Origin of the sequence: Asticcacaulis sp., assembly GCF_027484505.1 — a bacterium.
In the GTDB taxonomy this organism is placed as follows: Bacteria; Pseudomonadota; Alphaproteobacteria; order Caulobacterales; family Caulobacteraceae; genus Asticcacaulis.
Map to the genome: position 1 here is coordinate 1 of NZ_JAIXSV010000040.1, position 25373 is coordinate 25373.

The 25373-nt window shown below is 61.1% G+C and carries 24 protein-coding genes and 1 pseudogene; 17 read left to right on the forward strand and 8 right to left on the reverse strand.

Features of this window, described 5'->3' with window-relative positions:
* The 4 genes and pseudogenes from Q0072_RS01995 to Q0072_RS02010 form a co-directional block, all read left to right on the forward strand.
* Positions 1 to 246 (forward strand): annotated as a pseudogene (locus tag Q0072_RS01995) (diguanylate phosphodiesterase); the annotation flags it as partial.
* Positions 247 to 261: 15 nt separating this feature from the next.
* Positions 262 to 855 carry a hypothetical protein gene (locus Q0072_RS02000; RefSeq protein WP_298324962.1) on the forward strand — a complete coding sequence of 198 codons (594 nt, stop codon included), beginning with the start codon at positions 262 to 264 and terminating at the stop codon, positions 853 to 855.
* Between the two features lie 68 nt (positions 856 to 923).
* Positions 924 to 1208 (forward strand): type II toxin-antitoxin system Phd/YefM family antitoxin, encoded by a 285-nt coding sequence (locus Q0072_RS02005; protein WP_298324963.1) that lies wholly within the window; start codon positions 924 to 926, stop codon positions 1206 to 1208.
* Entirely contained in the window at positions 1205 to 1633 is a 429-nt protein-coding gene (locus Q0072_RS02010; protein WP_298324966.1) for a type II toxin-antitoxin system VapC family toxin, read from the forward strand. The genes Q0072_RS02005 and Q0072_RS02010 overlap by 4 nt, the downstream gene beginning before the upstream one ends.
* Here Q0072_RS02010 and Q0072_RS02015 read toward each other — a convergent pair.
* The gene (locus Q0072_RS02015; protein ID WP_298324968.1) at positions 1611 to 2480 is read right to left on the reverse strand and encodes an alpha/beta fold hydrolase; all 870 of its coding nucleotides are present in this window, start codon (positions 2478 to 2480) and stop codon (positions 1611 to 1613) included. The two genes, Q0072_RS02010 and Q0072_RS02015, sit on opposite strands and share 23 nt — an antisense overlap.
* 145 nt (positions 2481 to 2625) lie before the next feature.
* Here Q0072_RS02015 and Q0072_RS02020 point away from each other — a divergent pair, with 145 nt between their 5' ends.
* The 3 genes from Q0072_RS02020 to Q0072_RS02030 all read left to right on the forward strand — a co-directional run bounded on the left by Q0072_RS02020 (position 2626) and on the right by Q0072_RS02030 (position 5169).
* Complete coding sequence (locus tag Q0072_RS02020; protein WP_298324971.1) at positions 2626 to 3693, forward strand: DUF5694 domain-containing protein; 1068 nt, start codon at positions 2626 to 2628, stop codon at positions 3691 to 3693.
* 90 nt (positions 3694 to 3783) lie between these two features.
* Positions 3784 to 4656, forward strand: coding sequence for a TIGR01459 family HAD-type hydrolase (locus Q0072_RS02025; protein ID WP_298324974.1), 873 nt, complete (start codon positions 3784 to 3786; stop codon positions 4654 to 4656).
* Between the two features lie 90 nt (positions 4657 to 4746).
* Positions 4747 to 5169, forward strand: a complete 423-nt coding sequence (locus Q0072_RS02030; protein ID WP_126423436.1) for a response regulator — start codon at positions 4747 to 4749, stop codon at positions 5167 to 5169.
* Between the two features lie 174 nt (positions 5170 to 5343).
* Here Q0072_RS02030 and Q0072_RS02035 read toward each other — a convergent pair whose 3' ends face one another.
* Positions 5344 to 6327: a protein phosphatase CheZ gene (locus Q0072_RS02035; protein WP_298324980.1), complete on the reverse strand. Its 984-nt coding sequence runs from the start codon at positions 6325 to 6327 to the stop codon at positions 5344 to 5346.
* 129 nt (positions 6328 to 6456) lie between these two features.
* Positions 6457 to 6825 carry a response regulator gene (locus Q0072_RS02040; RefSeq protein WP_343684401.1) on the reverse strand — a complete coding sequence of 123 codons (369 nt, stop codon included), beginning with the start codon at positions 6823 to 6825 and terminating at the stop codon, positions 6457 to 6459.
* 325 nt (positions 6826 to 7150) lie between these two features.
* Here Q0072_RS02040 and Q0072_RS02045 point away from each other — a divergent pair, with 325 nt between their 5' ends.
* Together Q0072_RS02045 and ribF are read left to right on the forward strand one after the other, a co-directional pair.
* Positions 7151 to 7582 (forward strand): MaoC family dehydratase, encoded by a 432-nt coding sequence (locus Q0072_RS02045; RefSeq protein ID WP_290798818.1) that lies wholly within the window; start codon positions 7151 to 7153, stop codon positions 7580 to 7582.
* Positions 7583 to 7593: 11 nt separating this feature from the next.
* Positions 7594 to 8583 carry a riboflavin biosynthesis protein RibF gene (ribF, locus tag Q0072_RS02050; RefSeq protein WP_298325024.1) on the forward strand — a complete coding sequence of 330 codons (990 nt, stop codon included), beginning with the start codon at positions 7594 to 7596 and terminating at the stop codon, positions 8581 to 8583.
* Here ribF and Q0072_RS02055 read toward each other — a convergent pair.
* On the reverse strand, positions 8580 to 9191 hold the full coding sequence (locus Q0072_RS02055; protein ID WP_298324989.1) for a hypothetical protein: 612 nt from the start codon (positions 9189 to 9191) through the stop codon (positions 8580 to 8582). The two genes, ribF and Q0072_RS02055, sit on opposite strands and share 4 nt — an antisense overlap.
* 29 nt (positions 9192 to 9220) lie before the next feature.
* A complete protein-coding gene (locus tag Q0072_RS02060) occupies positions 9221 to 9871 on the reverse strand; it encodes a GyrI-like domain-containing protein (protein ID WP_298324992.1) in 651 nt (216 codons plus the stop codon).
* A 405-nt stretch (positions 9872 to 10276) separates the two neighbouring features.
* On the opposite strand from Q0072_RS02060, the gene ileS reads away from it, so the two are divergent.
* From ileS to mutL, 4 genes are all read left to right on the forward strand, one after another.
* Entirely contained in the window at positions 10277 to 13246 is a 2970-nt protein-coding gene (ileS, locus tag Q0072_RS02065) for an isoleucine--tRNA ligase (RefSeq protein WP_298324995.1), read from the forward strand.
* A gap of 135 nt (positions 13247 to 13381) precedes the next feature.
* Positions 13382 to 13912 (forward strand): signal peptidase II, encoded by a 531-nt coding sequence (gene lspA / locus Q0072_RS02070; RefSeq protein ID WP_298324998.1) that lies wholly within the window; start codon positions 13382 to 13384, stop codon positions 13910 to 13912.
* An 85-nt stretch (positions 13913 to 13997) separates the two neighbouring features.
* Positions 13998 to 14561 (forward strand): DUF3035 domain-containing protein, encoded by a 564-nt coding sequence (locus Q0072_RS02075; RefSeq protein WP_298325001.1) that lies wholly within the window; start codon positions 13998 to 14000, stop codon positions 14559 to 14561.
* Between the two features lie 417 nt (positions 14562 to 14978).
* On the forward strand, positions 14979 to 16910 hold the full coding sequence (mutL, locus tag Q0072_RS02080; protein ID WP_298325004.1) for a DNA mismatch repair endonuclease MutL: 1932 nt from the start codon (positions 14979 to 14981) through the stop codon (positions 16908 to 16910).
* 630 nt (positions 16911 to 17540) lie between these two features.
* On the opposite strand, the gene Q0072_RS02085 is transcribed toward mutL, so the two are convergent.
* The 3 genes from Q0072_RS02085 to Q0072_RS02095 form a co-directional block, all read right to left on the reverse strand.
* Positions 17541 to 17681, reverse strand: a complete 141-nt coding sequence (locus Q0072_RS02085; protein WP_013480909.1) for a hypothetical protein — start codon at positions 17679 to 17681, stop codon at positions 17541 to 17543.
* Between the two features lie 212 nt (positions 17682 to 17893).
* Positions 17894 to 18472: a 16S rRNA (guanine(966)-N(2))-methyltransferase RsmD gene (gene rsmD, locus Q0072_RS02090; RefSeq protein ID WP_298325010.1), complete on the reverse strand. Its 579-nt coding sequence runs from the start codon at positions 18470 to 18472 to the stop codon at positions 17894 to 17896.
* Between the two features lie 6 nt (positions 18473 to 18478).
* Complete coding sequence (locus tag Q0072_RS02095; protein WP_298325013.1) at positions 18479 to 20410, reverse strand: pseudouridine synthase; 1932 nt, start codon at positions 20408 to 20410, stop codon at positions 18479 to 18481.
* A gap of 96 nt (positions 20411 to 20506) precedes the next feature.
* On the opposite strand from Q0072_RS02095, the gene tadA reads away from it, so the two are divergent.
* The 4 genes from tadA to Q0072_RS02115 form a co-directional block, all read left to right on the forward strand.
* Entirely contained in the window at positions 20507 to 20995 is a 489-nt protein-coding gene (gene tadA / locus Q0072_RS02100) for a tRNA adenosine(34) deaminase TadA (RefSeq protein ID WP_298325015.1), read from the forward strand.
* Positions 20992 to 22194 carry a hypothetical protein gene (locus Q0072_RS02105; protein WP_298325017.1) on the forward strand — a complete coding sequence of 401 codons (1203 nt, stop codon included), beginning with the start codon at positions 20992 to 20994 and terminating at the stop codon, positions 22192 to 22194. The genes tadA and Q0072_RS02105 overlap by 4 nt, the downstream gene beginning before the upstream one ends.
* 9 nt (positions 22195 to 22203) lie before the next feature.
* Positions 22204 to 23100 carry a mechanosensitive ion channel family protein gene (locus Q0072_RS02110; protein WP_298325019.1) on the forward strand — a complete coding sequence of 299 codons (897 nt, stop codon included), beginning with the start codon at positions 22204 to 22206 and terminating at the stop codon, positions 23098 to 23100.
* Between the two features lie 114 nt (positions 23101 to 23214).
* Positions 23215 to 25373: M1 family metallopeptidase (locus Q0072_RS02115; protein WP_298325022.1), on the forward strand; the 2159-nt coding region annotated here is incomplete at its 3' end.

A 25373-nucleotide genomic window follows, 5' to 3' on the forward strand; every position in this document is an offset into this window, starting at 1 on the left:
CGCTTCCTCAAGGACATCCACGCGGGCGACTATGCCAACCTTCTGGCGCGCTATGGCATCGACGTCATCGCCGAAAAGGTCGAGAACGAGCGTCAGGTGGTGGACATCCTCGAAATCGAGGTCGCCTACGCGCAGGGCCACCTGTTCGGCGAACCGCGCGCCATCAAGGAGCAGGTGCTGCTGGAAACCGCCCCCCCGGCGGGCTTCATCAAATCGACCCTGCCCCCGCAACGCCGCCGGGCTTAAGGTCGAAGTGTTGCTATGACGGGGCTATACGAATGGAATCCCGTCCCGCATCGGCTCGCTATTCACTGTCCGATATGCAGAAGTCTGGCTGAGTTTGAGTTTGCGACCTATCGCAGGATCGAACGCCGGGACCACATCGCCTACTTTAAAGCGAATAAGGCATTTGACTATCATCAGTATGTGGATGGTTGCGGCCATAAATGGCATGCCGCTTTGTATTATCCGGGGCTGCATGGTCCCCTGCAAAGTGGCATTCACGACCTTCCACACGGATATGAACCTCAATTGTGGGCGCAAAGCCATTATTGGCGCAGCAGCCCCGGAAGCGGCATGGGTTCGGTTCGGTGCTCGGCCTGCTATTTCAGATCCAAACACCGCCTGAACTGGCCCGATGATCTGTATTTCCTGATCTCCTACCGAGGGCACAATCTGTGGGCCTATGATCGCGATAGCGCTATGGCCTTGCGTAACTTCATTGATTCAGAAACGCGATCCGTGCATCAGGATGGATATTCGCGTTTTCTGCTGCACGTTCCTTCCCTATTCAAACATCACAAAGCCCGAGAACCGCTTGTGAAAGCGCTCGATAAGAAGCTGTATTCAAAGTGAGGGGCGCACTTTGAAAAGCGATCTTTGAGGTCTTTGACGCCGCTCCGCCCCGTGTTATTCTAGTCAGCATGACCAGATTATCACACACCCCAGCCCTCCCCGGTTACTGGCGGCTTCAGGACGCCAAGGCACGGTTCAGTGAGCTTGTACGCCGGGTACGCAGCGAAGGGCCGCAGCACGTCACGGTGCATGGCCGCGACGAGGTAGTGGTCGTCGCCGCCGAAGCGTTCCACAAACTCACCGGCGAAACCTGTGGGCAGACCCTGATCGACGCTCTACGCAGTGTGCCGACGGAGGATATCGACCTCACTCCCACCCGTGCACCCATGCCGGTGCGGGAGGTCGAATTGTGACGGGCTGGCTGCTCGACACCAACATCCTGTCCGAACTGCGCCGCCCCAGACCCGAACCGAAGGTGACCGCCTTTGTCGCCGCGCAACCGCTGGAAAGTCTTTATGTCAGCACGGTCACCTTTGCCGAAATCCGCTTCGGTATTGAGCGGCTTGACGACGCCGCCCGGCGCAGCGAACTGAATGACTGGCTCAATCACCGCATCCGCCCGCTGTTTGCGCAACGCGAACTGCCGGTCAGCGAGGAGGTGATGCTGCGCTGGCGGCTGCTGGTCGAAGAGGGGCGCAAGCAGCGGCATACCTTCTCACAGCCCGATCTGATTATTGGAGCCACCGCCCTGTGCCACGGCCTGACCCTCGTCACCCGCGATACGCAGGACTATGAAAAAGCCCGCGTACCGGTGTTTAATCCGTGGCTGGGCGACTGAGCCCTTTTCTCTGCGACCATTCAGCGATGGCCGCCACCAGCCGGTCACCGGCCTCTTCCAGCACCCAGTGCGAAACGCCCGGCAGACGTTGCAGCGTAAAATCAGGCACATAGGCCTCATTGCCCTCGGTCAGGGCTGCATCCAGAAACGGGTCGGCCATGCCCCAGACCATCAGAGTCGGCACGCAGAGCGGGGTCTTAGTTTGCCGGGTCACCAGACGGGTCACATTGGCGCGGTAATAGTTGATCATCGCCGTGGCCGCACCGGGACGCACAATATTTTCGGCATAAACATCAAGCGCCGCCTGACGGAAGGCCGGTGACTGACGCCGCATCAGTGCCGCTAACCCGCGCCCCTTGCGCCGCCGCACCTGCCATTCAGGCAGCCAAGGCAGTAAAAAGAACAGGACATAGAGCGAGCGCAGCCTCTGCCGCAGACCGCTATACAACAACCGCTCAAACACCACCGGGTGCGGGGCATTGGCCACCACCAGCCCGGATACGCGCTCCGGATAGTCGATGGCCGTGCGCCACGCTATTACCCCGCCCCAGTCGTGTCCGACCAGCACGGGCCGCGTGGCCCCCACCGCTTCGGCAATGGCCAGCACATCCTCGCTCAGGCACTCGATACGGTAATCGCTCTGCCCTCCGGGCCTGTCGCTGTCGCCATAGCCACGCAGGTCCGGCGCGATGACCCGACACCCCATCGCCGCCAGCGGGGCCATCAGCGGATGCCAGGCGATGCGGCTCTGCGGGAACCCGTGCAGCAGCATAAGGACGCGATCGCCCTCCCCGGCCTCATCGACCGCAAACTCCAGTCCATTGGCCTTCAGACAATAGCTGCGCATGCGCTCTCCTCCCTGACCCGTCATAGCGCAGTTCGGGCCGGAGAGATATGCTCAACAGCTCTCCTCAAAGCCGGAACGTATAAAGTATAGACGTCCGCAGAACCTGTGGTAGGCTGTTACGGGTAACGAACCACAGGGGGACATCATGAAGAATATGTTGGCACGCGCGGGTCTGGCGATCGGTTTGACTTTATCTCTGGGGATGCCCGCCACGGCGCAGACCCCGGCCTTTGATCCGACCTCCTGGAAGCCTCTGGTCGCCGGCCCGAAAACGCAGGTTCTGGTGCTGGGCAGTATCCACCTCAGCAATCTGCAAACATTCGATCCGGCCTCGATGAGCGCCCTGCTCGACAAGCTGGCCGCCTATAAACCGACGGTCATCACCATCGAAGCCCTGTCCGGCATGCAGTGCGATCAGTTGCGCCGCTATCCGACGATTTACCCCGGCGTTGCCGATCAGTATTGCCGCCCCACCGACGCGGCGCAAAAGGCCACAGGCCTCGATGTGCCCACCGCCTATGCGCAGGCCGAGGCGATGCTGGCCTCATGGCCCGCCAACCCCACCCCCGCGGCCCGTCGGCGTCTGGCCGCCACGCTTCTGGCCGCCAATGAGCGGCCTTCGGCGCTGGTGCAGTGGTTGCGCCTGCCTCCGTCGGAACGGCGCGTCGGCGACGGCATTGATGCGGCGCTGCTCAAACTGCTGACCGACATTGCTGCCGCCCCCAATGAAAACTATCAGATCGCGGCGGTGCTGGCGGCACGCAGCGGCCTTGAGCGCGTCTATGCCACCGACGATCACACCTCGGATGCGGTTCAAAGCGACGATCCGGGCTTTGAAGCGGCCATCACCCGCATCTGGTCGAGCCCGAAGGACCCGGCCCCGCCCGCCCCGGCAGCCGACGCCAATGCGGCGACCGGTATGCTGAACCTCTTCCGCTATTACAACAGCCCACCGATGCAGATGTACGCCATCAAATCCGATTTCGGAAAGGCGGCGGCGGACAAGACGCCGGAATACTGGGGCCGTCAGTATGTCGGCTGGTGGGAGGTGCGTAACCTGCGCATGGTGGCCAATATTCGTGCTGCCTTCGTCAAGACACCGGGAGCGCGTGTCCTCAGCGTCGTTGGCGCCTCGCACAAGCCCTATTTCGACGCCTATCTGAACCAGATGCACGAGGTCGAACTGGTAGACGCGGGCAGCGTTCTGAAATAAGGCGTCGCGCTGCGGCGCTTGTCTCTTCTTTTCAGATTCCCCTTTCCGGGCGCTTGTTCTATGAAGGCCGTTCTCAACGAAAGGCCCGCCATGACCGCCCCGCACCTGCTGACCCATCTGTCCGACATCGCCGCTGAGTATGACGCGGTTTTCTGTGACATCTGGGGCGTCATCCATAATGGCAGGCGGCATTTTCCGGAGGCCTATGACGCCCTGCGCCGCTTCAAGGCCGAACGCGGGCCCGTGGTGCTGATTTCCAACTCGCCCCGCCCGCAGGACGGGCTGAAGGCGCAACTGGCCGATCTGGGCGTCTATGACGACGCCTTTTCGGCCATCGTCTCGTCCGGCGACGCCACCCGCACCTTCCTGAAAGACTATGCCACAAAGGGCTCGGCATGGGTCATCGGGCCGGAGCGCGACGCACCGCTGTATGAGGGCCTGGGCGTCGATCTGAGCGGCACGCCGGACACGGCCGCCTTCATCTCCTGCACCGGCCTGTTCGACGACGAAAACGACACGCTGGAGCAGTATCACCCCGACCTGAAAGCCGCCGCTCAGCGCGGCATCCCCATGATCTGCGCCAATCCCGACCGCATCGTGCAGCGGGGTGATCAGATCATCTACTGCGCCGGGACTCTGGCCGACATCTATATGGCCTTTGGCGGCGAAGTGATCATGGCGGGCAAGCCCTACGCCCCCATCTACGACCTCTGCTATCAGGCCCTGAACGCCGTGGCCGGGCGTGAGGTGGACACATCGCGCATCCTCGCCATTGGCGATGGCCTGCCGACCGATGTGCTGGGGGCCAATGGTCAGGGGCTCGACCTCGTCTTTATCGCAGCCGGCATCCACGCCCTTGAGGCCACCAATGCCGAGGGCCAACTGGACGCGCAACTGCTGGTCAAGGTGCTGGAAAGCGAAAAGGCCAGCGCCCGTTACGTTTCCACCGCTCTGGCGTGGTAAATAACAACGTCAGGTCGCGTCCCCCAGTAATGTTTTGTCAACAGGTCGCATCCAAAATAAGGATGTCATAAACACTCCTGGGGTGGCGCCGTGTCGCGAACCGTCCTGATCATCGAAGACAGCGCCACTCAGGCGCGCATCATCGCCCGCATGTTCGCGCAGCAGGGTTGCGAAGTGTTCACGGCCAGTTCTATGAACGAGGCGTGGGCGCAACTTGATGTCACGCGCTTCTACCTGATCCTCGCCGACATTTTTCTGGGCGAAGACAATGTGCTGGACCACATGGCGGAACTGCGTGAGCGCGCCCCCGGCACCCCCATCGGCATCATGTCTGCCGGTCAGCGTAACGACCCGGTGATGATCCGCACCATGCTCAACAAGGCGCGCCGCGAACAGGCCGACTACCTGCTGCCCAAACCGTTCAGCTATGTCGATGTGAAGCAGATCTGCACCTCCATCGACAGCCGTGACCAGACCGACCTGTCGCAGCAACTGGCCGCGCTAAGGGCCTGATTTTTCTTGTCTTAATAAAAAAAGCCCTTCCTGTTGCCAGGAAGGGCTTTTTTATGTCCGGCATTTGAGCACAGCAAAAACCCCTTCCGGATAGGGACGGAAGGGGTTTTGCGAAGGCCACCATCACGAAGGCCTGCGGGACAGGCCGTTGACCGGCCTTGTCCGTTATGGGGATCAGTCGAACAGGGCGTCGATATCGTCCTGCGAATTGGTCTTGTTCAGTTCTTCCGGCGACATGTCGAACAAGGCGTCGATGTCATCCTGAGACTGAGGCTCATTACTGGCCGCCGGGGCATCGAACAGGGCGTCAATGTCGTCCTGAGAGTTGCCTGCCGCCGGGGCGGGCGCAGGCGCTGCCACAGGCGCGGGAGCCGGAGCCGGAGCCGGAGCCGGAGCCGGTGCAGGCGCCGCCTTGGCCACCGGTTCCGGCTTGGGCTCAGGCTTCGGTTCCGGCTTAGGCTCAACTTTAGGCGCTTCGACCTTAGGGGCCTGTACCTTCAGTTCCGGGGCCGCCGCAGGGGCTTCATCGAACATGGCGTCGATGGCTTCCTGACGGGTTTCCGGCCCCCCAATGGCGGGACCGTTGAGCAACAGGTCGCGGGCGCGCTTTTCACGCTCGGACAGCTCGACATCCTTGTCCTCGACACCCAGCGTAGCCGCCAGCTTGCCGACGCGCTCCTCGATCTGCTTGAGGACGTTGACGACCTTCGACACGCGCTGGCCGGTGATGTCCTGGAACGAGCAGGCTTCGAAAATCTTCATCACCTCGTCGTCCACCGCCGCCTTATAGGCCTTGGGGTCCGATACATCCATGCCCATGATCGCTTCGGCGGCGTTCATGATGTTGTGCGTGGCGTTTTCGGTATCGCGGGTGATGGCTTCCAGCTCCGCGCCTGCCGTCGGGATACGCTCCTGCGACAGATCATGCGGCCGCAGTTCGCGGATCTCTTCCTTGGCCTTGGCGATATAGCCGGCGATAACGGCGAATTCTTCGGCGCGACGTCTGTCGAGCTGCTGAAAGAACTCACGCATCAGGCTGACGAGGGCCTCGGACTGCTGCATCAAATTGATCAGCTTGGGCTCCATCGCCGCGGCCAGAGCCGCGTCAACGGGCTCCAGTGCGGGAGATTCAGCCTGTTTGGGTGCAACCTGGCCCATTTTAACCTGCTTGATAGTCGGTCAACTCTTAGATCAAAACGACTTTCGGGAGAGTCGTCATTTCGATCTACGCTCTTTGTTTTATCGCGCCATTTTTCCGAAAAGGGGTCCCCCCTGTCGGATGGCGCTTTAGAACTCGCCGAGAACGGCGGTGATCTTCTGCTTCAGCGTCGCGCCATTGAACGGCTTGACGATGTAGTTGTTCACGCCGGCCTTCTTGGCGGCGATCACGTTCTCGGTCTTGGATTCGGCCGTGACCATGATGAAGGGCGTGCGTTTCAGCGAATCGTCCGAACGCACCTTCAAAAGGAGTTCATAGCCGGTCATGGGCTCCATGTTCCAGTCGGAAATGACCAGACCGTAGCTGGTCTTCTTCATCTTTTCGAGGGCTTCCGCGCCATCCGACGCTTCCTCGATGTTCTCGAATCCCAGCTGCTTCAGCAGATTGGAAATGATCCGCAGCATGGTCTTGTAATCATCAACCACCAGGATCTGCATGGACATATCGACGGCCATGTGAGTGTGCCCACCTTTAATAACTCGGGCCCGCCTTATGCAGGCCCTTCACATCTGACTAAGGCATCATGGCAGCAAGCGGATAAAATAGAGTTAAAGGCCGTATTCAAATTTTTTGATATAATTCAATGATATAACTATAGTTAACCATGAAAAACCTGCGTTTTATGAACCGCGTTTGAAAAAATAATGCCAAATCGGGACAGTTTTACGCAGGCTTTGGGGGCAGGATTATGCGTTGGGCGTCTTGGCAAACGCCGCTGAGCGCCCTAGATCAGGCGCGAAACCTGAATACGGACCCCGACCCATGACCGATGCCGTCACCGTGTATCTCGAAGACCTGAGTGTGGGTCAGTCTCTGGAGCGCGCCTTCACCGCCACCGACGCGGCCATCCGCGCCTTTGCCGAGGTGTCTGAGGACCACAACCCCGTGCACGTCGATGAGGCCTATGCGGCGACCACGCCGTTCAAAGGTCGCATCGCGCATGGCGCTTTGCTCAATGCGTGGATTTCGGCGACCATCGCCGGGGGCCTGCCCGGACGCGGCAGCATCTATGTGTCGCAATCGCTGAACTTCAAACGCGCGGTGAAAATCGACGACGTGGTGACCATCACCCTCACCGTCACCGACATTCAGCCCAAGACGGGCGTCGTGACCCTGACCACCGTCGCCAGCGTCGGCGGCAAGACCTACGCCAAGGGTGTGGCCGAGGTCATCGCCCCGCGCAAACCGGTCTGATCGTGACACAGATGGCGACCAAGGCGTTTCTTCTGACGCTCGAACCCGTCGGGGCCCTGCGTTCGCAGGCGCTCAACGCCGCGGCGCAGGGTGTGGCGTGGCCGACCGGTGCCTGCGCCGCTATCGGCAGCTTTGACGGCGTGCATCGCGGCCATCAGCGGGTGATCGAAAACGCCATTGCTGCCGCGCACCGTCTGGGGGCACCCTCCGCCGTCGTCTGTTTCGACCCGCACCCGCAGGCCTTCTTCCTGACGCGCGCCGGAAAGCCGGTGACGCCGTTTCGCCTGATGACTCTCGATCAGCAGGTCCGCGCCTTCTCTGAGCTGGGCGTCGAATACGTCTTTGTGCTGCGTTTTGACGAGACGCTGTCGGCCCTGACGGCAGAAGCGTTTACACAAAGCCTCCTGCGCGACCATCTGAAACTGAGCCACATCAGTTGCGGCTTCGACTTCCGTTATGGCGCCAAGGGCGGCGGTTCGGCGCAGACCCTGAGCGAGGCCGGCGCGTCGATGGGCTTCACCACCGCCGTCACGCCGTGTCAGACCGATGAGACGGGGCACAAGCTGTCCTCTTCGGCCGTGCGTGAGGCCCTCGAAGCCGGGGACGCGCAACTGGCCGGACACGTGCTGGGCCGGCCACAGGCCTTTGCGAGTGTGGTGACGCGCGGCGATCAGATCGGCCGTCAGATCGGCTTTCCGACCGCCAATATCGAGCTTAACGACTATCTGCGCCCGAAATACGGAGTCTATGTGACGCGCACGCGACTCAGCGACGGGCGGGTGCTGGGCAGCGTCACCAATTTCGGCAAGCGCCCGACCGTGGGCGGCCTCAGCGAGCGCTTTGAAACGCATATCTTCGGGCTGGACCACGACATCTACGATCAGGTAATCGAGGTCGAACTGCTGCACTATCTGCGCCCGGAACAGAAATTCCCGTCGTTTGAGGCCCTTAAAGACCAGATCGCTAAGGATGCCGACGCGGCCAAGGCCTATTTTGCCTAATCACCCTTGACCCGGCGCAGCGTCGTCGTATCGAAAATCTGAATTTCCGAGCCGTAGTCGATATAGATCACATAGGCCGGATCATCCGGCAGGACCTCAAAGACGCGTGATCCGGCCATGCCGACGCCCATCGGGCCGCACGGCTGCGCCTCACCCTCCCCGGTCTGGACCGTCTGTTCCCACGCTTTCAGCGCCTCACCGGTCGGGGTCAGTTCAAACAGCGCCCGCGTCGTTTTTTCCGCCGTCGGGTCCTGAGCGGGTGTCAGCACACACGTCGCGGCCTGTGGCGTCAGCTTGCGGATTTGCGGCAGGATGACGTCGATGGCGGCCTGCGGTGGCTTGGCAAAGGTGCGGACAACGGGTCGGTAATAGCTGACATCGTCAGGCCCGCTTTCCACCACGCCAAAGCCCGGCAGGGTTTCATCGGCGACCATGTGCGTATTGGGGCAGGCAAAGGCGTACATAGACAGTTGACCGCCCCGCACCGCCTGCCACTCACAGCCGCTAAAGGTCTGCCTGGCCGCCTCGGACGGTTGCGGCTCAGCGGGTTTTTGCCCGCAGGCCGACAGGCTGAGCGCCATCAGTCCGACGATTGCCACCTTACGCATGGGTCCCTCCCCTGAATTGCCCCTCTTGATTAGCTTGGCAACGGCGAGGCGGCAAGGGGAGAGCGATACTGAACCGGCTGGCGCAGGAGGGTCTTCAGCTTTTCGGGCGCGGTGCGGCGCGGGTCGGACAAATAGATTTCGTGGTGATGGCCGGTTTCGCTCAGACCATTATCGGCAATCCATTGATGCAATTGCGCAATCAGTGGCCCTTCATCGTCATAAGAGCCCACATGCAGGGTCTGAACGCTCAAGCCCTCGGCCCAGGTTTCAAGCCGCAACCGCCCAAGAGCCGCACCCCCTTTGCCTTTGCCTTTGCGTCCGGCCCCAACCACGGCGCGGGCGAACATGTCGGGCGTGATCGTATCGGGCTGCGGCACCATGATGCGCCACGACCAGAGGGCCTTGTCGCGGTCATAGAAGCGCTCGAAACGGTCGGCCCACCACAGCCCCTCCATCGGCGGCACGCTGTAGTCGAGGTCACATTCGACCTTGCTCATGAATTTCAGCCCATAGGCCACTGAAAACAGGGCCTGCATGGCCTCGGCAAAGCCTTCGCCATTGGGGTCGCCGTGACCGTCGATCATCAGGAACGGCAGCGGCGGCACGTCGATCAGCACAAACTGACCGGCGGAAGCGGTATAGAGCGGCTTGCGCTCACGTTTCAGATCAATCTTGCGCATGGGCACCTCCTGAGTGGGAGGTTACAGGTCGTACTGACAGTTTTTGTCAGGATTGGCAAAAGCGCCTCCCCTAATTTTAGGGGAGGTGTCAGACGATCCGTGAGGATCGGATGACGGTGGGGTTAACCCCTATCGCTTTAACCCCACCGTCTTTTGTCGCTTTGCTCCAAAATCCACCTCCCCTGAAATCAGGGGAGGCGCTTTAACAATGGACCCTCACCCACTTTTCTTTCCCTGTCTCTAGGCAATTCCGGCGGCCTCTGATAAACGCTGCCTCCATGTTGACGATACGGGCGCAGCTTCGAATTTGAAGCCCAGCGTAAGCCACCCGCACCGGGTCTTGCGCTGGGAGTACATCGCCACGCCTTATTTGACCGTATCCCCTCCCAGAGATTATCAGGATTCATGTCCGAACACCCTTCACGCGATTACCGCGAAACCGTCTTCCTGCCTGAAACCGCCTTCCCGATGCGCGCTGGCCTGCCCAAGGCCGAGCCCGAAATGCTGAAAAAGTGGGAAGAGTCCGACCTGTACCACAGCGTGCGTAAGGCGCGTCAGGCCAAAAACGCCCCCCTGTTCGTGCTGCACGACGGCCCGCCCTACGCCAATGGCAATATTCATATCGGCCACGCGCTGAACAAGATCCTCAAGGACTTCGTGGTGCGCTCGAAGTTCCTGATGGGCTATGATGTCGATTACGTCCCCGGCTGGGACTGCCACGGCCTGCCCATCGAATGGAAGATCGAGGAGCAGTTCCGCGCCAGGGGCCGCAAGAAGGACGAGGTGCCCGCCGCCGAGTTCCGCAAGGCCTGCCGCGAATACGCCGCCGAATGGATCGGCGTGCAGCGCGAAGAGTTCAGGCGTCTGGGTATCCTGGGCGAATGGGATGAACGCTACGCCACGATGGATTTCGACACCGAAGCGAAGGTGACGGCAGAGTTCCACAAGTTCCTGATGTCGGGTCAGCTCTATCGCGGCTCAAAGCCCGTCATGTGGTCGCCGGTCGAACGCACGGCTCTGGCCGATGCCGAGGTCGAATACCACCCGCACGTCAGCCCAACCATCTGGGTGAAGTTCCCTGTAGCTGAAAACCGCCGGATAGCCCCTGTTGTCTCTCCTGATTCCGAAGGTGTGTCGGCACTCGACCCACATGAGGATTTGAGAGATGCCTCCGTGGTTATCTGGACCACAACGCCGTGGACTATCCCTGCCAATAAGGCCGTTAGTTATAATCCTAGGATCAGCTACTCACTATACGAAGTGACTGAGGTTGCGTCAGAAGAGACTCTTGGTTTTGCGCCTTGGGCTAAGGTAGGCGATAAGCTTATTGTTGCTGAAAAACTATCTGAGTCCGTCCGCACCGCTGCTAACATAACTAAATGGGAGAACCTTCGGCAAAATCTTAATTTAGATGGCTTGAACCTTCAGCATCCGTTGGCGATACTCGCTCCAAGCACAGTTGACGGCTATGGCTTCCCAGTCCCCATGCTGGCGGGCGATCATGTCACCGACGACGCCGGTACGGGCTTTGTACACACGGCCCCCGGCCACGGTGCCGACGACTATCTGGTGTGGCTGAAATCCGGCTATTCGCTGGACTCCATCCCTGACACGGTCGATCCGGACGGTGCCTACTACCCGCATGTGCCGCTGTTTGCGGGCCTGAAAGTCCTTGAAACCGAGGGCAAGAAGGCCGGCAAGTTCGGCGACGCCAATAAGGTGGTGATGGAAAAGCTGATCGAAGCCGGCAACCTGCTGGCGCGCGGTCGCGTCGATCACTCCTACCCCCATTCGTGGCGCTCCAAGGCTCCGGTCATCTTCCGCAACACGCCCCAGTGGTTTATCCGCATGGATGGCGAGACGAACCTGCGCGCCACGGCGCTCAAGGCCATCAGTGAGACCGCCTTCTACCCCGATCAGGGCCGCAACCGTATCGGCAGCATGGTCGAAACCCGCCCCGACTGGCTGATCAGCCGTCAGCGCAACTGGGGCACGCCGCTGGCCATGTACGTCGATAAAAAGACGGGTGAGCCGCTGAAAGACCCCGCCGTCAACGACCGCATCATCAAGCTGATTGCATCTGAGGGGGCCGACGCCTGGTTCACACGCCCGAACGAGGATTTTCTGGGCAACGGCTACAATCCGGCCGACTATGAAAAGGTCACGGACATCCTCGATGTGTGGTTCGACTCCGGCTCGACCCACGCCTTTACGCTGGAAGGCCGTGAAAATACGCACAGCCCCGCTGACCTCTATCTCGAAGGTTCGGATCAGCACCGCGGCTGGTTCCAGTCAAGCTTGCTGGAATCGTGCGGCACGCGCGGACGTGCGCCGTATAAGGCCGTCCTGACCCACGGCTTCGTCCTCGACGAACAGGGTGAGAAGATGTCGAAGTCCAAGGGCAATGTCGTCGCCCCGCAGGACATCGCCAAGGAGTCCGGCGTCGAAATCCTGCGCCTGTGGGTCGCGCTGTCGGACTATTCCGACGACCTGCGCATCGGCAAGCAGATCATCCAGACGACCGTGGACGCCTATCGCAAGCTGCGCAATTCGCTGCGCTATCTGCTGGGCGCGCTCAACGGCTATACGGACGACGAAGCCGTCGATTATCAGGACATGCCGTCGCTGGAACGCTACATCCTGCACCATGTGCATGAGCTGGATGCGAAGGTGCGCGCCGCCTATGACGCCTATGACTTCGCCGGTGTCATCCGCCCGGTGGCCGATTTCGCGTCTCAGACCCTGTCGTCGCTCTATTTCGACATCCGCAAGGACAGCCTCTATTGCGACAAGCCGTCGGACGTGAAGCGCCGCGCCTGCCGCACGGTGCTCAACATCCTGTTTGAGCGCCTGACGGCCTGGCTGTCGCCCATCATGGCCTTCACCACCGAAGAGGCGTGGAGCTATCGCTATCCGGACGCGCCGGAAAATCTCTTCCGCACCCTGCCCGCCGTGCCCGCCGAATGGCACAATGCCGCCGAAGCCGCGCGTTGGGGCAAGATCGAAGAAGTGCTGTCGGTCGTCACCGCCGCACTGGAAGAAAAACGCCGCGACAAGGTGATCGGCTCGGCGCTCGAAGCCGCGCCGACGGTGTTTATCGACTCCGAACCGCTGCTGGCGGCCTTTGACGGCATTGATGCAGCGGAGGTCTTCCGCACGTCTCAGGCCGTGCTGTCGGCCTCGGTCGGCCCGGACGACGCCTTCCGCCTCGGCGAGGTGAAGGACGTGTCGGTCGTGGTGCACATCGCGCACGGTCAGAAGTGTCAGCGGTCGTGGCGCATCCTGCCCGAAGTGGGCTCAGACCCGCGCTATCCGGACCTGTCCTTGCGTGACGCCGAGGCCGTCGCCGAATGGGACGCGGCGCATAAGAACTAAAGCCTCCCCCCTGATATCAGGGGGGATACCGCCGGAATCGGCGGAGGGGGGTTACACCCCGGGCATTAACCCCACCCGGCCTTTCAGGCCACCCTCCCCTGAAATCAGGGGAGGTGCTTGCAGAGCAACCGCCGAATGACTGACCTTCAAACCCAGCTGAAAACCCACTTCGCCCCGCCGCACACCACGCCGCTGGGGCGACAGATGCTGCTGATCGGACTGATCGGCCTGATCCTCGATCAGATCAGCAAGAACTGGATTTTATACGGTCTGCAACTGCCCAGTCTCGGACAGGTCAAGATTTTGCCCTTCTTCTCGTTCAGCATGGTGTGGAACAAGGGCGTCAGCTTCGGTTTCTTCCATTCGGAAGGGATCGGCCGCTGGCTGCTCACCCTGTTTTCGCTGGTCGTGTCGGCCTTCCTGATCGACTGGGTCCGCCGCACCAACCGGCGCATCCTCGGTCTGGGGCTGGCTCTGGTGGCGGGCGGCGCCATCGGCAACGCCATCGACCGTATCATCTACGGCGGCGTGGTCGATTTTCTCGATTTTTCGGGGCTGGGCTTTCCGTGGGTGTTCAACATCGCCGACGCCGCCATCAATATCGGCGTGGCCCTGTTGTTCATCGACGTCTTCTTCCTCAATCGGGAAGAGTCGAAACAAGGTTAAACGCGGACCCTTGGCAGGGCGGCGAAAAGCAAGTAACACTCTCCGGCCCCTTCTGAAAAAGGGCACGGATAATGCGGAGCGAAGAATGAAGTCGGTCAAAGTAGTGGCGGGTCTGGTGCTGATCGCCGGCGTCGGTCTGACGGGGTGCGAATCGACCAAGAGCGCGCTGGGCCTGAACAAGGTCGTGCCGGACGAATTCCGCGTTGTGACCAAGGCGCCTTTGGTGGTGCCGCCGGATTTCGCGTTGCGTCCGCCCGCGCCGGGAGAGCCCCGCGCGCAGGAACTGCAACCCGAAAGCGCCGCGCGCGAGGCCCTGCTGGGTCAGCGTCAGGCCATCACCCGCTCCGAAGGCGAGAAGGTTCTGGCCAGCAAGGCCGGGGCCGATAAGGCCGATCCGCTGGCCCGCTACGTCGTGGACGATGAATTCGGCGATCTCGCCTATAAGGAAGAGAGCTTCGCCGACAAGATCCTGTTCTGGAAAAAGGACACGACCCCGGCCGCGGTGCCTTCGACCAATTCGGTGCTGGCCGGTGAAGTCAACGCGCTCGACCCGGAATCGGAAGCCGCGCGCATCAAGACGTTGCTTGGCAACGGCAAGGTGACCATCGAGCAGAAGAAGGAAAAATCCTTCAAACTGCCGGGCCTGTAAGCCATCAAGCATTCAAGGTTTCAAAAGGGCTGCCGCACGGCGGCCCTTTTTCGTTTGGGTTTAAGAAACCACAGATTTCACAGATGCCACAGATTATCCGAGCCCGTGTCGCCCGCCCGGCGCGCAGCGCCCATCTGTGAAATCTGTGAAATCTGTGGTTCACACCTCTTGCTGACATCCGGCGCGGGACTCTTTTTCCGCCACGGATAGACAAGGGCGACGAACTTCGTTCGTCTGGCACGGATATCCGTGGCAAGCCTTGCGGCGCGAAGCGCCCTCACCTGTCTTACCGCACAAACGGTAAGGGCCTTTAAAGCGAGGGCGGCGCTACGGCTCAACGTTCGTGTTTTTGGTGTTTTTCGTGGCCAAACCCTTCCCGACATTGCCCCCGTCACCGGACTCACCTAAATTGGCGCAATGGCCCATATTTCCCGCCTGCCTCAGGACACCATCAACCGCATCGCCGCCGGCGAGGTGGTCGAGCGTCCGGCTTCGGCCATCAAGGAACTGGTCGAAAACGCCATCGATGCGGGCGCGACGCAGATCGACATTTTCGCCGATATGGGCGGGCTGTCGCGCATCCTGATCGAGGACAACGGGCGCGGCATGGACGCCGACGACCTGCCTCTGGCGGTCGAGCGCCACGCCACCTCCAAGCTGAAACCGCAGGCCGACGGTACCTGGGACCTGCTGCATATCCAGACACTGGGCTTTCGCGGTGAGGCCCTGCCGTCCATGGGGTCGGTGGCGCGTCTGGACATCACCTCGCGCGCCAAGGGGATGGACGGGGCCATCGCCATTACGGTCGATGCGGGGGCGATGTCGCCGCTTCGGCCCGCTGCCTTTTCGCGCCCGCACGGCACGCGGGTTGAGCTGAAAGACCTGTTTTACGCCACCCCGGCGCGGCTGAAGTTCATGAAGACCGACCGCGCCGAGAACATGGCCATCAGTGAAGAGGTCAAACGGCAGGCCATGGCGCACGAAGACGTTGGCTTTTCGCTGACTCTCGATGGCAAGCGATCCTTGCGCCTCTACCCCGAAGAGGCGGGGTTTGAGGGGCGGCTGAAGCGCCTCGCCGCACTGCTGGGCGATGATTTCGGCCACAATGCCCTGCTGATTGATCAGCAGCGCGAGGGCGTCAGGCTGACCGGCTATGCGGGCCTGCCGACCTTTTCGCGCGGCAATGCCCAGCATCAATACCTCTTCGTCAATGGCCGCCCGGTGCGCGACAAGCTGCTGACCGGGGCGCTGCGCGGGGCCTATGCCGACTTTCTGGCGCGCGACCGCCACCCGATGGCGGTGCTCTATGTCGAGACCGACCCGCAGGACATCGACGTCAACGTCCACCCGGCCAAGGCCGAGGTGCGCTTCCGCGACCCCAATCTAGTGCGCGGCCTGATCATCGGGGCGCTGAAACACGCGCTGGCCAGTGCCGGGCACCGCGCCGCCACCACGGTGGCCGATCAGGCGCTGAACGCCTTTAATCCGCTATCGTCGGGCTATCGCGCACCGATGCAGCCGACGCTGAGCCTGCATTCCAGTGCGTTGGGGGCAGGCTATCAACCCCGCGCCTATGCGACGCCGGAGCAACCGCATCCGAACTACCAGCCCGCCTGGAATGCCGACCTGACCTTTGCGCCCTCAGCCAGAGTCGAAAGAGACTTCGTTGAGGCCACACCGATGCTGGACACGCCGGGGGACAGCGGTCTGGCCGAGGCGGGGGTTGATCTGCGCACGCTCAGCCAGCCCCTGCCGCCGGAGTTTGAGTCCTATCCTCTGGGTGCTGCGAGAGCGCAGTTGCACGAGACCTACATTCTGGCGCAGACCAAAGACGGCCTGATCATCGTCGATCAGCACGCCGCCCACGAACGGCTGGTCTATGAGCGCATGAAGGCCATGATGGCCGAAGGGAATGTCGCACGTCAGACCCTGCTGATCCCGGAAATCGTAGATCTCGACCCCGCCGATGTCAGCCGCCTGATGGCGCGACGCGACGATCTGGAAGGCTTTGGCCTGATGATCGAAAGCTTCGGCCCCGCGACGATTCTGGTGCGCGAAGTCCCGGCTCTGATCGGCGATGGCGACGTGGCCGGGCTGATCCGCGACCTGGCCGACGATATTGCCGAAAACGGTCAGGCCCTGATCCTGAAAGAAAAGATGGCCGAAATCTGCGGCAATATGGCCTGTCGCAATTCGGTACGCGCCGGGCGGCGGCTGTCGGCGTCCGAAATGAACGCCCTGCTGCGGCAGATGGAGGCCACGCCGCATTCGGGTCAGTGCAATCACGGCCGCCCGACCTATGTCGAGCTTAAGCTGAAAGACATCGAAAAGCTGTTCGGCCGGCGGTAGGGTTTTGCCACGAAAAGCACGAACAGTGTCGCGGCTCCGTTTTGCGCGAAGCGCCTGAAAAATAGGCGTGTCACCCGCCGTGTAACGGCTCGTCGGCCGAGGCATATCCGGTTTTCGAATGTTCGTGCTTTTGGTGTTTTTCGTGGCCAAAACCATCAAAAAAGCGGCTCGGCGGACTGTATTTTTACCACGGATAGACACGGATGACGAACTGCGTTCGTCTGGCACGGATATCCGTGTCGGCGGCAAAGCCGCCATCCGTGTTTATCCGTGGTGAAAAAAGAGTCGCACGCGCCACGATAAACTCGCGCTACGCGGGGCTCGAACCCCCACACAGTCAAACTATGCTTAAAACTGTGAGGCTACGGGCGATCAGGGTGAGCGCGCCTATCCGGCGTACTCACCCTAAGCCCCACTCCCCCGTCGGCTCATGCGGTCTGATGTCCCGTCAGACCGGAGCTTTAGGTCAGACCCACAACCGGGATGGCAAGGTCAGTTTCCCCCTGAACCTCGCCCCCGGCTGATTTTTACTTTGCCGCGCATTTGGGCCCGAAAAGTGCGTCCCACTTTTCGGAATGCGCTTTGTATGCCCATAAAAAAACCCGCGGCAAACGCCACAGGCTACAAAAATCAACGCGTCACGTTGAGAACAATAATCCCGACACCCATCAGGAAGGCCCACGCCTGAACACTCAGACCAGCCATCAGAATAACCTTCAGGCCGTCGCGGCGCTTCTTGCCGCCTTCAAGCTTGATCGCTTCTGCCGTCATAACATCACCCCATTTATAACAGTTCAGTCCCGCCCTTTAATAGGGCTTCGGTGCATTAATCGTGCCTGACGGCGCGGTTTACACCTTGTTAAGGACATATTGGGGACACAATAAAAAACTCGTCAATATTAAAAATCCGGCCAATGGGTTAATTTGGCCACACAAAGACGGTAATTTTTGCTTTATTTTATTAAAATCAATAACTTGGACAGTTAAAAATTCGTAAGAATTTTTTGTTTCAGGAACAAAACCTGCGCCGGACCATAGGTTCGGGTGTCGATTATCTGCCACAGTTCCGTGGCAAAAAAGTCCTCATCGGTGGCCATCTCGACCACAATCAGGGCTTCATCGCTTAGCCAGTTCCCGTTTCGCAACGCCTCCAGCGCCGGCTGTACCAAACCCTTACGATAGGGCGGGTCCATAAACACCAGATCGAAGGCTTCCGACGCGCCGCCAGGGCGCACGCCCAGTTGCGTAGCGTCGCGGCGATGGATGCGCGTGACACCAAACAGGCCGAACGCCTCCACATTGTCGCGGATGGCGCCGCGCGCCGCGTCATCCGTATCGACAAACAGACAAAACGCCGCCCCGCGTGACATGGCCTCAAGGCCCAGCGCGCCGGAACCGGCAAAGACGTCCATCACCCGCGCCCCGTTGAGGTTGGGGGCGAATTCCGCGTGCTCCAGAATATTGAACACGGCCTGACGCGCCCGCTCCGAGGTCGGCCGGGTATTCTGGCCTTCGGGGGCGCTCAGGGCGCGCCCGCGAAACTCACCACCGACGATACGCATACGGACTTACTCCGGACGCGGCTTGCGCGGCGCGCCCTTACCGGCGAAGCCGCCCGGACGCCCGCCAGATTTAAACCCATCCGACTTAAAGCCACCCGGCTTGCCCCCGAATGACTTGCCACCACCGGGCTTGCCGCCAAACGACTTGCCTGCCGGACGGTCACCAAAGCTGCGTTCGCCGCGGGGCTTGAAGTCACCTTCACCGCGCGGTTTGAAATCACGCTGCGGACGGTCACCGGCCGGACGCTCGCCACGCGGCTTATCAAAGCGCGGCTTGTCACCAAAGCTGCGTTCCCCGCGGGGCTTGAAATCGCCTTCTCCGCGCGGTTTGAAGTCACGCTGCGGACGGTCACCCGTCGGACGCTCGCCACGCGGCTTATCGAAGCGCGGCTTGTCACCGAAGCTGCGGTCACCACGCGGCTTGAAGTCCCCTTCACCGCGCGGTTTGAAATCGCGCTGCGGGCGGTCACCTGCCGGGCGTTCGCCACGCGGCTTATCAAAGCGCGGCTTGTCGCCGAAGCTACGGTCACCACGGGGCTTAAAGTCACCCTCTCCACGCGGTTTGAAATCGCGCTGCGGACGGTCACCCGTCGGGCGTTCGCCACGCGGCTTATCAAAGCGCGGCTTGTCGCCGAAGTTACGGTCACCACGGAGCTTAAAGTCGCCTTCCCCACGCGGTTTGAAATCACGTTGCGGACGGTCACCACGCGGTTTGAAGCTGCCTTCCCCGCGCGGCTTGAACTCGCCGGTATTGAAGTCTCGTCTGGGGCGCTCAGCGCGCGGCGTCCATTCGCGTTCCTCGCGTTCCGGGCGGCGATCACGCGCCTGACCGTCACCGTCAAAGCGCGGGCGCTCATCGAAATCGCGCTCGCCGAATTCCTTGGCCTCGTACTTGCGGCGGAAGGCCTCGTCGCGGCTGAGCGGGCGCTCGCGGCGTTCCTCACGACCTTCGCCCTTCGGCGCAAAGCGTTCGCCGCCCCCGCGACGACCGGTGCGCGGCGCGCCCTCGCCATCAGTGCGGCGCAGGCGCATCGGCGTGCGCGTCTGGGTCTCGTTTTCCGACGGCAGGTTGCGCGGGTCGATCTTGTCACCCAGCAATTCGCGCACGACGCGCGGACCGATTTCCTCAACCTCACCCGGCTCGATATCGCCGAGTTGGAACGGACCGTAGGCCAGACGGATCAGGCGGTTGACCTTCAGGCCCAGGCTATCCAGCACCTTACGGACTTCACGGTTCTTGCCTTCGTTGAGCGACACCGTGATCCACAGATTGGCGCGGCCATCGGCCTTTTCCTGCGCCTTGTCCAGCTTGGCTTCGATCGGGCCGTATTGCACGCCTTCGACCGTCACGCCGGTTTTCAGCGTGTCGAGCGCTTCCTGCGTGGTGCGCCCCAGCGCCCGCACGCGATAGACGCGCGTCCAGCCGGTCGTCGGCAGTTCCAGCGCGCGCGCCAGTTCGCCGTCATTGGTCAGTAGCAGCAGGCCTTCGGAATTAATGTCGAGGCGGCCCACCGAAATCACGCGCGGCAGTTCCTGCGGCAGCGAATTGAACACGGTGGGGCGGCCCTGCGGGTCCTGATGGGTGGTCATCAGGCCGACCGGCTTGTGATAGCGCCACACGCGGGTGGGCTCGGCCTTACGGATCGGCTTGCCTTCGACGGTGATCAGGTCGTCGGGCGACACAGTGGTCGCCGGGGTGTCGAGCAGGCGGCCATTGACGGCGATCTTGCCGAGGCCGATCAGGCGCTCGACTTCGCGGCGCGAGGCCAGACCGGCACGCGCCAGCACCTTGGCGATGCGCTCGGGCGGGCGCGCGGGTTTCGGCGGCGGGCCTTTTTTGGCGGCGGGTTTTTTGACGTAAGATTTCTTGGGGGGGGCGTCGCTGGCAACGCTCTCGGTCGGAGCGGCGGATTCGGGCGTATTATTGTCTTCAGACATCATCATTTTCCTGACTGGGCCTGCTCACGCAGGGCCTTTTAACTTGACGCCGCAGCGGTTTGCCGGTCATCAACCCCTATGGACTCTCCACAGGACATGACTGACGAAACCCTGATGCGTCTGGCGCTGGACGAGGCCGAAAAGGCCGCCCAGGCCGGCGAGGTGCCGATAGGCGCTTTAATCTACGATCCGTCAAGTAAAACCGTCATTGCGCGCGCAAAAAACGCACCCATTAGTCTTAATGACCCCTCCGCCCACGCCGAAATACTGGCTTTGCGCGCCGCTGGGCAGGTTGTTGGCAATTATCGCCTGACCGATCTGTGGCTCTATGTGACGCTGGAACCCTGCGCCATGTGCGCCGGGGCGCTGTCGCACGCCCGTATCGGACGGGTGATATATGGGGCCTCTGATCCCAAGGGCGGCGCGGTCGAGAGTGGCCCGCGCTTTTTTGCGCAGCCGACCTGCCACTGGGCGCCTGACGTCACCGGCGGCGTGCTTGAGGCCGAGACGGGTCAGGTGCTAAAAGATTTTTTCAGGCAGCGGCGCAAAACCCGGCCCACAACGGTAGAGGGGGATGAATTATGAAATTACTGGCACGTCTGGCCATCGGGCTCAGCCTCATGGTAACCACCACAGCCCACGCCGACACGGTCACCCAGACCGTGTACGAAGGGACCATCGGCAAGAGCCCGGTGGTTGTGGAACTGCGATCCGCGACGGTCAAGGGCAAGACCGTCCATACGGGGCAGTATTATTACAAACGCTACCGTACCCTCATTGCTCTGGAACCGGGTAGCGGCCCGCTGACCTTTAATGAGCGCCCCGGCTGTGGCGACATGGGTCCGGACTGCCCGATCACCGGCGCGCTTGCCCTCAAGAGCTTACCCACGGGGCTGAGTGGCCTGTGGACCGCCAAGGGCAAGAAGACCAGCGCGCCTGTTGTTTTGAAAACGATCGCCACGCGCACGCTGACCTCTTCACTACGTATTGGGCAAACCAGCGATCTGTACGCCGTCGATGACACCCTGAACGGGGGGACGGGCGAACTGGCCCGCAACGACCCGTTTCGTGCGCGTCGCGTCAATCAGGACTCGGTCTATGGGCCAGAGGTGCGTGTCGGGCCAATCGCTTATCAGACCGTCACGGACAAGGTGACCGGCGTCCACTATCTGCAACTGACGCAACATCCGGTGGAGTCCGTGCGGGACAAGGTGAATGCCGCTCTGGATGTGGAACGCTTCTATCGGGTGGAAAGCGCGCTCGACTGCCTGTCGCAAAGCGGCTTTCCCGGCACGGGCACGACGGGCGGTTTTGAGGAGATGACCGATAAGGTCGTCTATCTCTCCCCAACGATCATGGCCGTCGAAAGCGCGGGGTCCACCTTTTGCGGCGGTGCCCATCCCAACAATAGCTGGACCATCACCATGTATGACCTGAAAAAGGGTGGTTATCTGAGCGCCGACCAGCTATTGGCTCTGTATGTGACGCCGCCGGGCTGGGCCCCTGGCGATGAACGGCCCGAGACGCCGGCCTTCAAAGCCCTCAAGGCCAGACTGACCCCGAAATCGCCGTGGTTTGTGGGGGATAGGTCGATCCCGGAGTGTCTAGCCGACGACCTTGGTTATGATTACCAAACCTCGTTCAACGACAAGGGTCTGGTCTTCAGCCGCAGCGACCTGCCGCACGTCATGGGGGCCTGTATGGGGGAATATTATGTGGTGCCCTATGCCGAGCTGAAAGCCCTGTGGCGGCCCGAAGCCAAGACCTATTTTAGCGGACTTTAAGGCCCTGAGATGACGTTCGATTTTCGTGAAATCCCACAGCGCTTCAGCTATTTCGTCAGCAATGTGCAAACCTTCTGGGGTGACCTGACGCAGCATTCGGAGTTTCTGTCGAACCTGCTGATCGCCGCCCTGATCCTGATGGTCACGCTGTTCCTGTCGCAGTGGCTGTCGAACACGGTGCGCAAAACCGCCAAGCGTTACGCCCATTCCGACGCCGACCGCACCCTGCCGGAGTTTCTGTCGCAGGTGGTGTGGTGGCTGATCATGGTGGTCGGCCTTGTGGTCATCCTCAACCGGCTGGGCGTGCAGACGACCTCGATCCTGACCGTGCTGGGGGCGGCGTCTCTGGCGATTGGTCTGGCCTTGCAAGGCACGCTGTCCAACGTCGCGTCGGGTATCATGCTGCTTGTGCAAAAGCCCTATCGCATCGGCGATACGGTGACGATTGGAGATGTCACCGGCACCGTCGGGCGGCTCGGTCTGTTTTCGACCGAACTGACCAATGGCGACAGCCACAAGGTCTATATCCCCAATGCCAAGATCTTTTCCGACCGCATCATCAATATCAGCCATTACGGCCACCGCACCCTGGCCATACTGGTGACGGTCGATTTCGCCACCGATCTCGATAAGGCCCTGTCCATCCTGAAAAAGGTGATGGGCTCACACCCCGGCACCCTGTCCACGCCGGAGGTCTGGGCCGGGGTCGAGAACTTCGCGGACAATGGCGTGCAGTTGAAAGTGACAGCGCAGGTGACGGTGGCTCAGCACGGTCAGGTGCGCGCCGACGTGCTGAAATCGGTCAAGGAAGCATTCGGCGCGGCGGGCATCTACATCCCCTATCCGCATCAGGTGACGATGGAAAAGGCGCTGTCCGCCGCCACGGGTGAGAAGCCGGGCGCTTAGGGCTTGCGCGTTCCGCAAAATTCGTTTCAAAAGGAACGTATAAAGACTTTTTTGCGGCCATAGGCGGCGCAATGCGCTTCGCCTGTCCGCACATCGTTTTCTCTGGGGTCATCCGTGTTTAAAAAGCTGCTGCTCGCTTCGTGTGTTCTGGCCTTGCCGGCCGTCACCTCTGTCGCTCTGGCCGATCCGGTCGAACAGACCAAGGGCCGTTTTGAGGACAAGTTCCGTCAGTTGGAAGGCGAGGAATGGCCAACGCCCACCGACTACCGCAACGCTGCGGGTGAGCCGGGCTATCGCTACTGGCAGCAGAAGGTCGATTACCGCATCAAGGCCTCACTGAATGAGGCGACGCGCACCCTGACGGCGACGCAGACCGTCACCTATAAGAACAATTCGCCCGATACGCTGCGCTATCTGTGGCTGATGCTCGATCAGAACAATTACAAGCGCGATTCCATCGCGCAACTGACCGACACCGTGTCGCCGTCGAAAGAGATTTCGGTGGGCGAAGTGCGCCGCGTCAAGCGGATGCAGGTGTGGGAGGGCGGCTTTGACGACCTGAAAGTCACCGCCGCCGACGGCAGCGCCCTGCCCTTCACGCTCAATGACACCCTGATGCGTATTGATCTGGCGCAGCCGCTGAAGTCGGGCGAAAGCCTGACCTTTACCGTGGCGTGGAGCGTGCCCCTGCCTGAAACCCGCGTGGTTGGCGGCCGTTCGGGCTATGAATGTTTCACCAAGCCGGGCGAAGACGGCAACTGCATCTTTCTGGGCGCCCAGTGGTTCCCGCGTCTAGCCGTCTATTCGGACTATGAAGGCTGGCACAACAAGGCCTTTATCGGGTCGGGCGAATTCACGCTGGAATTCGGCGACTATGAGGTTGAACTGACCGTTCCAGCCGATCACGTTGTCTCGGCCACCGGCGAACTGCTCAATCCCGGCGAAGTGCTGACCCCCGCGCAGCAAAAGCGCTACGCTGAGGCCAAAACGGCCACCGCCCCGGTCTATGTTGTCACGCCGGATGAGGCCGCCGCCGCTGAAAAAAGTAAGGCCACGGGGACCAAAACCTGGAAGTTCAGGGCCGACAATGTGCGCGATTTTGCCTTCGGCTCGTCGCGTAAATTCATCTGGGACGCCATGGGGGTCAAGAATGCCGACCCGGCGCACCCCACCGTCATGGCCATGTCCTTCTTCCCCAAGGAGGCGCGCCCGCTGTGGGACGCCTATTCGACCAAGTCCATCGCCCATACGCTGAACGTCTATGGCAAGTTCGCCTTCGCCTACCCCTACCCGACGGCGCAGTCGGTCAACGGGCCGGTCGGCGGCATGGAATATCCGATGATCACCTTCAACGGCCCGCGCCCGGTGAAGGATAAGAAGACGGGTGAGCTGACCTATACGGAACGCGCCAAGTACGGGCTGATCGGCGTGGTTATCCACGAAATCGGCCACATCTGGTTCCCGATGACGGTCAATTCCGATGAGCGTCAATGGACGTGGATGGACGAAGGGATCAACTCCTTCCTTCAGTTTCAGGCTGAGAAAGAATGGGACAAGGACTACCCCACCCGCCGCGGTGAGCCCAAGTCGATGGTCGAGTACATGCTGAGTGAAAATCAGGTGCCGATCATGACCAATTCGGAATCGATCCCGCAATTCGGCAACAACGCCTATGGCAAGCCGGCGGCGGCGCTGACCATCCTGCGTGAAACCGTTCTGGGCCGCGAAAAGTTCGACTTCGCCTTCAAGGAATATTCGCGCCGCTGGCAGTTCAAACGTCCGACCCCCTATGACTTCTTCCGCACCATGGAAGAGGCATCGGGCACCGACCTCGACTGGTTCTGGCGCGGCTGGTTCTATTCGACCGACCACGTGGATATCGAACTGGCCGATGTGAAGAAGGCCCGTCTCAATACCCGCGATCCGGTCGTCGAAAAGGCCTGGGAAAAGGTGCAGGACGACGCGCAGCCCGACTCGTTGACCGCCGCGCGCAATACCGGCAAGACGGTCGTCGAAACCGATCCGGCCACGGTCGATTACTACAATACCGACGACAAGTGGGAACCCACGGTCAAGGAGAAGAAGAAGTATGCCGACCTGCAAAAGGACATCGACCCGGACCTGAAAGAGGCGCTGGCGGTGAAGGACAACTTCTACAACTTCACCTTCCGCAACAAGGGCGGGCTGGTCATGCCGGTGATCCTCAGGATGGATTACACCGACGGGACGTCCGAAACCGTGCGCATCCCGGCCGAAGTGTGGCGCTATAATCC